The following is an 11,192-nucleotide window of genomic DNA, read 5'->3' as shown; positions in this document are numbered from 1 at the left end:
GTATTAAACTGCCCTTTAACGTAGCAGGACACCGATCGAGGTTGGTGGCCTGCTGCTGCTTGAACTAAAGCGTCCCGTTAGAGTGTAACAAGGCGGCAGCCTCGTTCCAAATGTTTGTTCAGGTATCGTACCCGTCTAGTTTAACGGATTATTGCCTTTTGATCTTTTATTTGTTGAATATGTCGTTGTTCATGTAAGTAAAGCAACTCAACCCATTGATCTAATGATAAGTCTTCGAACACTGGATGCTTCACAGCTATTTCCTCCAAAATGGACTTGTTCTCAATTGTATTTAGAACACCCAATAAATCTATTCTTGAATCATTTAATTGTTCAATTAGCCGAAGAACATGGAAAGGTCCCGGATCTGGTTCAGAAATTTTTGGTGCAATATATAACTTCGATCTATCTAATATACGTTCAATCGGTTTGCGCACTGTTTTTGTTTGTTTGGTTTGTTCGAGTCCGAAACGAATTGCTTTTGCAAACAGAATTTCCGTTTTCAATAAATGTTGACAGATCTGGGCTATACTCCATTTATTTTCTTCAGCTTTTAGATTGAATATTTCATCTGGTATTGGTGAAATCTCACTTATCAATTGTTTTCTTGTAGAAGAAAGATTTTCCTTGAAATAGTTCATGTTCAGCCCCCCGCTAATAATGGTATTTTCACCCATTATTATAATACAAGGTAATATGACTTGGTACTAATCAAATATTTTGCCCAACATCAATGAGGCTGCTGATTAATACCGGCAGCCTCGTCCTTTGTCTCTTTTAGTTGAGCGAATAACTTGTTGCATTAATGATATGTTTTTTACTGTTCCTCTTCATTAAGTTGCCCCGACAATATTCCTGCTCTTCTGATTACCTCTATTCGCTCCTCTCTTCCTTCAATTTTCTTTATCATGTCGATAGCAGTTTGAAAATTCGTAATCACATATCCCGTTGTTTCAAAACCGTTCGGAATTTCTACAAATTCCTTCACCTTAACTAAATAATATAGCCTATATGCGTCGAACTCCTTCCAATACCAACTTGCAAAGAGTGTTTTTTCCTCTGACAAAATTAATCCCGCTTCTTCCATAACTTCTCTGTTGAGACCATCAATAATTGATTCGTTTTTTTCTAATCGTCCTCCGATAGTTGATAATACTTTTTCTTCCCTATCCCAGACCATTACTAAGTTTCCATTATCTAAGACCGGAACACAGTGTACTCCGCCAATAATTTTATTAGGCGGCAACTCAGTGATAAATTCTAACATTCCACTTTCCTCCTAATGAAAAGATTTATTTACTGATAATAAGCCTTTCTTCATATACAGACTTATTCCTCTTTTTACCACATCGGTATACAGGTATCAGAAATATTATCCATAAGTTGCATCTCCCCCGGTTTGCATGTATACTGTTTCCAACTACGATTGAAGGAGACGAACAATGATGCCAATCACCCTTACTATCACAACTTTGTTCGGCCAACTTCATCATCACAAAGAGCGTTAGCACTTCCTGAATTCATTCAGGGCGGGCTAACGCATTTCGCGTTCGGCCTCCCTGCGATATAGAAACGCGCAGGACCACGAGGTCCGGCGCGTTTTTTCATTTTACTGAGAAGAGAGGAAGGATTCAAATGCAGAACGTAAAAGGTACATTCGATTATTGGGGGAAGGAGCAGGAGCTCCGCAGAAATGTGCAGCGTGTGCTGGAGGAGCTGTTCGTGCTGTATGATTTCGAATCGCTAGAGACTCCCATATTGAACGAGCTAGAGCTGCTCACATCCAAGTATGCAGGCGGCGATGAAATATTGAAAGAAATGTACCAACTCAGTGATCAAGGCAGGCGAAGCTTGGGACTTCGCTATGATCTGACCATTCCATTCTCCAAGGTGATCGCCCTGAATCCGGGTCTTGAGATGCCGTTTAGACGGTATGAAATCGGCAAAGTGTTCCGCGACGGTCCTGTCAAGCGCGGTCGGCTGCGTGAATTTCTGCAATGCGATGTGGATGTAGTTGGAGTAGCTGGTCCAGAAGCAGAGGTTGAGCTGATGCAATTAGCCGTCGACGGCTTCCGGAATCTGAAGATCCCGATCGTCCTGCGTTGGAACAATCGGCGCTTCCTCGGGGAGCTCCTTGAACAGATGGGAATTCCGCAAGCGGAACTGTTGTCCGTCATCCTTACATTAGATAAGCTGGCCAAAATTGGCGCTGCAGGTGTGCAAGAGGAGCTGACGAGGAAAGGCATAAGCGAGACGGCTTCCGCACAAGTGCTGGACTTGATGCGCATGACCGATCTGACTTTCGAAACGATCGTGAAGAAGTTCGGCCTTCAACTGAGCCAAGGTGCTGCTGAAGTTATGGCGCTGCAGCAACTTCTTAGCAAGACAGGTCTTACCGAGACTTGTCAGTTCGACCCCTTCTTATCTCGCGGCTTGTCCTTCTACACAGGCACAGTGTATGAAATATTCGAAACTTCCGGGACGTTCACTTCCAGCTTGGGCGGAGGCGGACGTTATGACACGATGATCGGACTATTGATTGGACGGGACGATATTCCATATCCCGCCGTAGGGTTATCGTTCGGCATGGAGTCGATCTTGGAAGTGTTGAAGGAGCGACAATTGCCAGCTACACCTGCCCCTGTTCTGATTGTGCCGATCGGTGACACCTTGTCGAACGCCTTGAACGCAGCTGTTGCGCTGCGGCAAGCCGGTATCCGCGCACGAATGGAGACGAGCGGCCGGAAGCTAAGGAAGCTGCTTCCYTCGGCTGCTGCTAGAGGGATTCGTTTCGTCCTTCTAATCGGCGAAGATGAGGCTGCGATGAACGAAGTGCGGTTGAAAGATATGGAAGAAGGACAGGAGTCTGTTGTTTCAGTACAAGAAGCTGTATATATGTTGTCGCGTTCCCTCTAGCAGGATCGCTATCCTACTCCACACCTTGTGCAGGATAACGAATAATCGGCGTGGAATTGGTAGTTAACCATCGTGAATCATAGGAGAGGAGGCTATGGAAGTCAGATGAAAGTCATTCGAGTCATGAGCTACAATATACACGCCGGAATCGGGATGGATGATCAGTATGATGTAGAACGGATTGCGGATGTGATTCGACATTCAGGCGCAGACATAGTTGGTTTGCAGGAAGTTGACGTTCATTGGGGAAGCCGCAGCAACGATGACAATATGGCGGAGACACTTGCTGACCTGCTGGGGATGCACATGTTCTATGCCCCCATCTATGAGCTTCCAACATTGCAGCCACAGCCTGCGCCCCAGCATTCGTGTCAATTCGGCGTTGCACTATTAAGCAAGTATCCGATTCAGCAGGCAGTTAATCTGCCCATGACCCGGCTATCCTCTCAGGATGCCTCCCCGACACCCAAGCCGATGCCAGGATTCGCCAGCGTCGTGTTGAATGTGGACGGGAACCCCTTGACTGTCTATGTAGTCCACCTCGACTACCAGACGAATCCAGTTGTACGTAGGCGACAAGTGGAAGAAATGCTCGACACCTTCGCAAATCATGCTTCGGAGACGGTACTGGTGCTCGGTGATTTCAACGCTCGCCCGGATGCGGAAGAGTTGATCCCCCTCTTATCCGTGTTGCCAGATACTTGGTCAAGCTCGCACCCCGGTGATCCAGGCTTTACGTTCCCGGCACATATGCCCAAGCAAAAGATCGATTACATTGTAACGAGCCCAGGTGTGCGAACACTCCGGACAGAAATCATCCACTCCCACGCATCCGACCACAGGCCGATTGTCGCGGATTTGGTCTTTAGCCAAAAAACCCGCTAAGTTCTAGGAACTTAGCGGGTTTTTCTTCTATTCTCACGTGTACCGTTAGATGCTTGGCTCGTAGTTTTCTTCGAAATAAAGCTCTCTCTAGTCGTTCGAGTGGCGGGTCGGATCGCGGATGAAGGCTTGAATACAATAACCGAGAATTCCTCACCACTCGACGTTGTTCCGTTATACTGTCTCAACCCTATCATTGTGCAGACCCTCCTCTCATTTTCATAGTATATTTTACCATATGGGTCATAAGCTTGTCTATGTGAGCGATAAGAGGGATACTCAGTGAACTATTGTAAAAGCGTCCGCGAGAATCCTCGGTTAGAATGTCTAATGTAGGTAGAAGTATGACGAACCCAAGCTTGAATAAGGAACCGGAGTTCCGCACTAGTCCGACCGCTTTCATTTCTGAATCCCGAGCTTTGTCTGCAGGAATGGGAACCAATACATGGGTTTCGTAGAAACTGGTAAGTACCCAATCTACTATTTCCGCGTCTTCTGGTTTCAGAATCAATTGTCGGCCCAAGCGGATAATGACGATTTCCCCGTTAAGATCCTGGGTGATGAAGCAATGTCGAATATTTCGATAATCAACTTCCGGGAAGCTCTTTGAGATGCTTCGCCCGATCTCTTTCATCAAGTCGTCCAATTCGATCTGAATGTGATCATCCAACACGTCCGGTCTCTCAATAACCTCAATGGCTGCCGCTATTTCTTCGGAATAAGAAGTCGCTATAAAATCCTCCCCACCCTTTGGTTGAGATGCCCCTTCGTTACCCTTATACGCTATGTAAACCCAATTCATGAACTGCATGACTCCGCCAACAATATGCAAATACAAGATCACGCAAGCTGCGGCATAGAAAACTTTTAAGAAGTCCGGCGTATTCGCAGTGGGCGTCATTGTATCGGCAAAATAATTCAAAGGCCAGCTAACAAAAGACACCACGGTTTTCAGTTCACCAATCATAGCCGAAATGGCGGAAGCGGAAACAAAAACAATGCCGCCTGTAATAAGCAAATGCATCTTCTTCATATGACCCTCCAACCTATTCACTCTACCTAATTGTATATCATTTGGTAAAAACAGCAAATAGAATCTGGTCAGAAAGGTGTTATTTCTTTCCACGAACGGGAGGGATCGGCTTACTAGGTTTGAATCTCATCAGTTCCACCGAGGCCCCGTTCGGCAATTGAATAAGCTCATGCTTGGTTACTATAGGTTTCTTGTTTACTGGTTTCTTTCGGAAAAACACCAGAGCTCCACCATCCTGTCACACGATTCGATACGTATCAGTGTGGTCAAGATGTGGAGCCCTTAATCAAAACCCTTCCAACCGAACGCCTCGCGGCATGACAGCCTCGATACGCTTACGCACCGGATGCGCCTCATGAAGCTCCTCGCTCAAGATGGCGACGATGCCGCTGTCTTCGCGCGATCGAATCAGTCGGCCCATTCCTTGCCGCAGTCGCAGCAGCATATAGGGCAGATCGACCTCCTCGAAGGGGGAACTCGACGATTTGCGCTTGGCCATGAAGACAGGATCTTGCGGCGGATAGGGCAGCGACCAAATGATCACGTTCGAGAGCGACGGCCCCGGCACATCAAGCCCCTCCCACAAGCTGACTGCACCTAATATGCTCGGCTCGTCCTGTTGGAACGCAGCGATCAGATCGCTAATCTCCCGGTCTCCCTCGAATAGGAAGCGCATGCCTGCGCAGTCCGGCTCGTTTGCGATTTCACGCTTGAATTGCTGCAGCATGCCCCGATCAGGGAACAGCAACAGCGCTCGACCATCCGACTGCTTGAGCAGTCGGACCGCCGTGTGCAGCTTGTCCGAGAACGTTGCTTCGGCCGACAGCTCTGGCGCGTACGCCTTCATTTGCTGCTCGTAATCATAAGGGGAGTCGACGGAGAAGGACAAATACGACTCGATCCCAAGACTATCCGCTATATATTGAAACGACCCGTCCACGGATAAAGTCGCAGAGGAGAACACGATCGGGATATTCAGGGCAAATACCCGCTCCCGCAGCACTTCCTTCACCGTTCTCGGCATGATGACCAAGCTGAGGCCATTCCCCGTATCAAGCGTCCAGCTGATCAGTGACTCCTTATGCTTGAACAAGCTCAAAGCTTTTTGCAGCATCTCAATGTGCTCTTCCACGATACGCAGCTGATAGTCGTTCAGCGTATAGAGCTCACTCTCGAACACGAGCTCTTCTTCGATCGCAGTAAGTACCGACTGGAACCGAAGCACTTCCCGCAGCAACTGATCATCCCACTCGATCTGCTTGCGGTCGGAACCGACGATGTCGACACTTCGCTTAGCCAGCAAGTCGAACATGAATTCACTCTGCGCAATCGCTTCATCTATAAGAACAGCCAGTGATTCGCGGATCTCACCCTGTAGCAAGCGGGTGATGATCGATTCGAAGACGTCGTGCTTCAGTTTGTACGTCAACGCCTTCTGTGCGGCAGGCTCCAGTAGATGACCCTCGTCGAATACGACAGCACAATGATCCGGCAGCAACGGCAGCTGTCCCTCCCGCTTCCTCCCTTCGTATGTCCACACATGCTCCATATAGAAATCGTGCGAACAGACGATCAGATCAGCGGATTTGCGATAATGGTCTCGTGATAAGGTCTGGCCGCACCGGTGTCTGCGCTCGCATACGAAGCAGTCCTGGAAGCTGTCCCAGCCAATCCGGCTCCATTGCTCATCATTCAGATGCGGGTAGTTCTTCCGGTCACCGTAGGCGTGGAATGCTTGCATAGCTGCAGGCACGCGAACAAACTCAGGCAAGCTGTCATGAATCTCCTCATACATCTCTCCATCCTCATCACGGAATCTCGCATCATCCAACTTGACGAGGCATGTATACTGATCCGGTGACTTTCCAAGTCGAGCGTCAATGGCCAGACTCAAGTGACGGGCCAGCTTGGCGATGTCACCTTCCGGCTTCACTAGCTGCTCGATTAACGATTCGTCCGCACAAGCGATAATCGCCGGCTTCCGTGTATAGCGGGCATAACAGATCGCGTACAACAAATAGACGAGCGTCTTCCCCGTCCCTACCCCCGCTTCCGCGAATATCGTCTGTTTCTCGGCAAATGCCCGTTCCAACTGAAACGCCATGTAGATCTGCTCATCCCGAACTTCAAATCCAGCTTCCGGCAATAGGTCATAAAATACATCTGCAATCCATTCGCCAAGCTGCTGGGTGAAAGGTTGGGAATGATCATAGGAAAAAGGATAACGCTCCAATGTTGATAGCCTCCGACCGTTAGTTTCATGAACTAATCATTATCTCATGAATCGGATAGAATTACAACCCGGGATCGTTGATGAACTATTATTCAACAAAAAACAGCCACCCGTAATTGGTAATTGGATGGCTGTTTTTGTGTTTTTACGCCGAAAGTCCGTTTATTTCCGTTCCAACATGCGTTGAATGAGAACAACCGCTTCCACACGCGTTGCCGTACCGTTTGGTACGAATAGATTAGCTTCACGACCTTGCACGATACCGAGCTCGGCAGCCAAAGCAACGAACGGCTTGGCCCAATCCGGAATCTCCTTATCGTCTGAGAACTTCGTCGATGAATCGGCAGCTAGCGATAAATTTAACGCTCTAACAATAATCGCCGTCATCTCCGTACGAGTCATAAGAGCATTCGGCTGGAAGCTTCCATCCTCGTATCCGAAAACCAGCTTATGCTTAACCGCCAATACTACGGATTGACGCATCCAATCCTCGATGTCTTTATTATCGCTGAAAGAGATCGCTGTATCATCTTCCATTTCCTTATATCCCAGTGCTTTTACGAGCATAGTAACGAACTCCGCACGAGTTATTTCTTGGTCAGGACGGAAACTATTGTTGGCATAGCCGTTCACCCAGCCATCGACTGACGCCCGATTAATGGATGCTTCCGCCCAGTGCTTGGCTACATCTGTAAAGGCTACAGGCTGCTTAGTCCCCGTTCCCGGTTGTTCCGGATCCGGCTTTGTATCGGGCTTGTTTATTTTGGGATCCGTTACTGGTGGGTCGGGCTTCACGATAGTGCCCGGATTCGGATTAGTACCCGGAGTCGTCCCCGGATGAGTGCCAGAATCAGTTTCCGGTTCATTAGTCCCCGGACCGTCGTCTCCTCCACTTGTTCTTCTCGTAATAACTACGGGAACGGTCGTTTCACTGCCGCCGAATCGTGCAGTCAGCGTAACCTGGCCCGGTGTATGTCCGGTCACAACACCGTTGGTGCTTACGGTGGCAATTGATGTATTCGACACGAAATACGCGCTCTCTGTTGTTACGTCTTTCGTCACCCCGTTCCAATAAACCGCGGTTACTACCGTCGCAACACTCGTCCCGGCCAAAGCTTCATACTTGTTTTTGCCGAATCCAATTTGGGAAACGACCGGAACGAGATTCACTACAACCGGTTGCCCTAGCAGCAAGCCTTGTCGCATTGCCCTAACGGTCGCCTTGCCGGAGGTTAGCGACGTCATTTGCGCCGAGTAAACCCCATACACCGCTTCCGTGACCGAACCGATTACTCCTAAGTCCGTTACGAATTCCACATCTCCACCGCTTTGCGTCAACGCATTGCCGAATTTATCATAGAGCCGCAGAACGATTGTCGCTTGATTCTCCCCGTTGGCCGGTAGGCGGTCAGGTTCGATCTTCAGCACGGAATTGGTCGCGTCAGGATCGCTCGATAGGAAGGTCACCCCAGTCGCAAGGCCAAGTGGAACATCGTATACAGCTACGCTCACGGTAGATACGCCCGCTTCCGTGGAGGTTAACCGTGCAGCATATTTGCCTAACGAAAGCTCGGTTATCGGCCCCAGAGTCCCCCGCGTGGCGGTTAGCGTTACTTTAGGTACGCTTGACGTCATAGCGTTGCCCCACTCGTCTTTAAACTCCAATGTCAAGGTAGATGCGCTTGTCCCATCTGCTACTACATGGGTTGGAACGGCTTGAAGGGTGGAGGCGATGGCGCTCGGAGCTCCGGGAGCAACCTGAACGGTTAGTTTGGACAATACCTCTAATCCGTTGATCGTAGCGGTTATTTCGCTTATGCCTGTCCGCACCGACTTGAATGTAGCCGCGAATTTCCCCATACCTGCATAAGTTACGGGTCCGACGACGCCATGGTCTGTTGTCATCTGTACCCTATCGGTGCCGATAATCAGAGCATTGCCAGCGCTATCCGCAAGCTGAAGCAACACCAGCACCGTATCGCCAGCCGTTACGGACCGGGCTGCATCCGCTGCCCATATCGTTTTCGAGCGAGTGCTGAAGGTCAATTGTGCCAGCTTCTGGATCGCCGTCTCGGTACGATTGCCTCCTAATGCTTTGGAGGCGTTACTGCCTACACTCCAGACGGAGCCGTCGGCTCGAACAATACTCGTGTGGGCATTGCCAGCGACTGCCGACACGATGTCAGTAACTGGCGTTCCGTCCTCGCTCGCGGTAACTTGACCAGGTACCGGCACAGCACCATCGTCCCATTTTCTTCCTAATTGATACTGGAACGGTGCGCTTGAATCATTCCGATTGGAGCCCCACGTCCATAACGTTCCGTCGTTTCTTACCGCAACGTTGTGCAGGAAGCCAGCCGCCATCTGCTTGACATTGCCAAAAGAGTTGCCGTCCTCCGCGATGACCGGTCGGGCACTGGTCGCCATCTGGAAATCGCCCCTACCCAACTGCCCACTGTAATTATCGCCCCAAGCCCATAACGTGCCATTCGTCTTGAGGGCAAGCGAGTTATAACCTTTAGCCGATATCATCTTCACCCCGGTCAAGTTGCCGGAGCCGTCGCCGTCGATTACGGAAACAGGATACGATTTGTCAGCTTGCGTTCCGTTCCCCAGTTGACCGTTGGTATTCATTCCCCAAGCCAGCACCTCACCGTTCTCAGTCAGTGCAAGCGAATGAAATTGTCCGGACGCGACCGCCTTGATCCCGTACAGCTGGATAGAAGCAGACGCTAACGTTTGCGTGGGTATCGTAACCTTCGAAGTTTGCGTTCCTATGCCGATCTGTCCATAGATATTGCTACCCCAGGCCCAGGCACCACCATCCTCGTCGAGCACGAGTGAATGAGAGTCGCTCGTAGATATTTGAATGATTTTTTTGTTATTAAACCCATCTAGCTTGACTGCCACGTTTGTGGTACCGCTGCGGCCAAGCTGACCCGAGCTGTTATTGCCCCAGGAGTACACCGTGCCATCGCGTTTAAGCGCAAGTGAATGCTGCGATCCCGCGGAAACCGCCGTAACATCGGATAATAGCTGGCCGTTCCCGTCCTTTACCGCCGAAGCGTAATCCCGGTTGCCCGTAGCGCCAACTCCCAGTTGCCCAGCGGTATTCCGCCCCCAGGACATGACCGTCCCATCGCTCATCAAAGCCAACATATGATAAGTTCCTGCAGCAATCGACTGTACGGTAAGCGAAGTCTGCGGCGCACCATCCGCCTTAGCAGTCTGATGTACGTTCGTCAACGTATTCACGATGAATACAAATAATAGACAATAGATAAACTTTTTCACTACTTTGCCTCCAGCGTTAGTTAATCTTCCACCCAACAAAACTTGTAACCGAAGCCGCGAACCGTTTGAATATACTTAGGTTCCGAAGGATTTACTTCGATTTTTTTGCGTATATAACGAATATGAACGTTTACGGTATTCTCCTCGCTCGTCCCTTCCAGCCCCCAGATCCTGTCGTACAGCTGGCTCGCGCTGAATACTTGATTCGGGTGGCCAGCCAAGAACAAAAGAAGCTGGCGTTCCTTAGTCGATAATCCAACCGTCTTCCCACCGACCGTAACTTCGCAACCATCCAGATCGATGTCCATGTCCTGGTTGCGCAATCTATTCTTCTGATTCGACTGCTTCCAATAAGCATAGCTGCGCAGTTGTGTCCGAATACGTGCGATCACAACATCGACATCGAAAGGCTTCACGATATAATCGTTCGCCCCTCCATCCAATCCGGCTACGATATCACCGCCTTCCTTACGGCAAGTTATTAGAATGACAGGAATATCCGAGCGGCTGCGGATTTCGGAGCACAGGCTCATCCCGTCTCCGTCAGGAAGGTTAATATCCAGCAACGCTAGATTAGGCAGTTCACTTCCAAGCAAAGCGCGTGCTTCTCTTACGCTCCCAGCTGTCGTCACACGGTATCCACTACTCTCCACGCACAACCGAAGTAATTCACGAATATCCCTTTCATCTTCAACGATCATGATGTGCCCGTCTAACATCTGAATCACCTTCCCTTCCGTTCACTTCGATTCTGATTGCATCCGGCTTATTATTGTTGCATTCCCTATAAAATTGACGCGGCACGTTGTACATCGTAGCAACGACACTTTAAGA

At 49.4% G+C, this 11,192-nt stretch carries 9 protein-coding genes; 2 read left to right on the top strand and 7 right to left on the bottom strand.

The annotated features are described in order from the left end of the window. Positions 1–140: 140 nt before the first annotated feature. Both AC1DWB_RS21035 and AC1DWB_RS21030 read right to left on the bottom strand, forming a co-directional pair. Complete coding sequence (locus tag AC1DWB_RS21035; protein ID WP_477543056.1) at positions 141–641, bottom strand: DinB family protein; 501 nt, start codon at positions 639–641, stop codon at positions 141–143. Positions 642–817: 176 nt separating this feature from the next. Further along, entirely contained in the window at positions 818–1,267 is a 450-nt protein-coding gene (locus AC1DWB_RS21030) for an NUDIX hydrolase (protein WP_477543055.1), read from the bottom strand. A 368-nt stretch (positions 1,268–1,635) separates the two neighbouring features. Here AC1DWB_RS21030 and AC1DWB_RS21025 point away from each other — a divergent pair, with 368 nt between their 5' ends. Next, positions 1,636–2,916 carry a histidine--tRNA ligase gene (locus AC1DWB_RS21025; RefSeq protein WP_477543054.1) on the top strand — a complete coding sequence of 427 codons (1,281 nt, stop codon included), beginning with the start codon at positions 1,636–1,638 and terminating at the stop codon, positions 2,914–2,916. A gap of 105 nt (positions 2,917–3,021) precedes the next feature. Beyond that, the gene (locus AC1DWB_RS21020; protein ID WP_477543053.1) at positions 3,022–3,801 is read left to right on the top strand and encodes an endonuclease/exonuclease/phosphatase family protein; all 780 of its coding nucleotides are present in this window, start codon (positions 3,022–3,024) and stop codon (positions 3,799–3,801) included. An 11-nt stretch (positions 3,802–3,812) separates the two neighbouring features. On the opposite strand, the gene AC1DWB_RS21015 is transcribed toward AC1DWB_RS21020, so the two are convergent. The 5 genes from AC1DWB_RS21015 to AC1DWB_RS20995 all read right to left on the bottom strand — a co-directional run bounded on the left by AC1DWB_RS21015 (position 3,813) and on the right by AC1DWB_RS20995 (position 11,077). Next, on the bottom strand, positions 3,813–3,995 hold the full coding sequence (locus tag AC1DWB_RS21015; RefSeq protein WP_477543052.1) for a hypothetical protein: 183 nt from the start codon (positions 3,993–3,995) through the stop codon (positions 3,813–3,815). Next, on the bottom strand, positions 3,992–4,831 hold the full coding sequence (locus AC1DWB_RS21010; protein WP_477543051.1) for a hypothetical protein: 840 nt from the start codon (positions 4,829–4,831) through the stop codon (positions 3,992–3,994). Before AC1DWB_RS21010 ends, AC1DWB_RS21015 begins: the two co-directional genes overlap by 4 nt. 286 nt (positions 4,832–5,117) lie before the next feature. After that, entirely contained in the window at positions 5,118–7,064 is a 1,947-nt protein-coding gene (locus AC1DWB_RS21005; protein WP_477543050.1) for an ATP-dependent DNA helicase, read from the bottom strand. A gap of 162 nt (positions 7,065–7,226) precedes the next feature. Next, positions 7,227–10,358 carry an RCC1 domain-containing protein gene (locus AC1DWB_RS21000; RefSeq protein ID WP_477543049.1) on the bottom strand — a complete coding sequence of 1,044 codons (3,132 nt, stop codon included), beginning with the start codon at positions 10,356–10,358 and terminating at the stop codon, positions 7,227–7,229. A 20-nt stretch (positions 10,359–10,378) separates the two neighbouring features. Further along, positions 10,379–11,077: a response regulator transcription factor gene (locus AC1DWB_RS20995; protein WP_477543048.1), complete on the bottom strand. Its 699-nt coding sequence runs from the start codon at positions 11,075–11,077 to the stop codon at positions 10,379–10,381. Positions 11,078–11,192 lie beyond the last annotated feature (115 nt).

The sequence above is a fragment of the Paenibacillus sp. P4_E11 genome, assembly GCF_056401635.1.
Note: the sequence above shows the minus strand (reverse complement) of the source record. Positions and strands in the feature narration are given on the sequence as shown.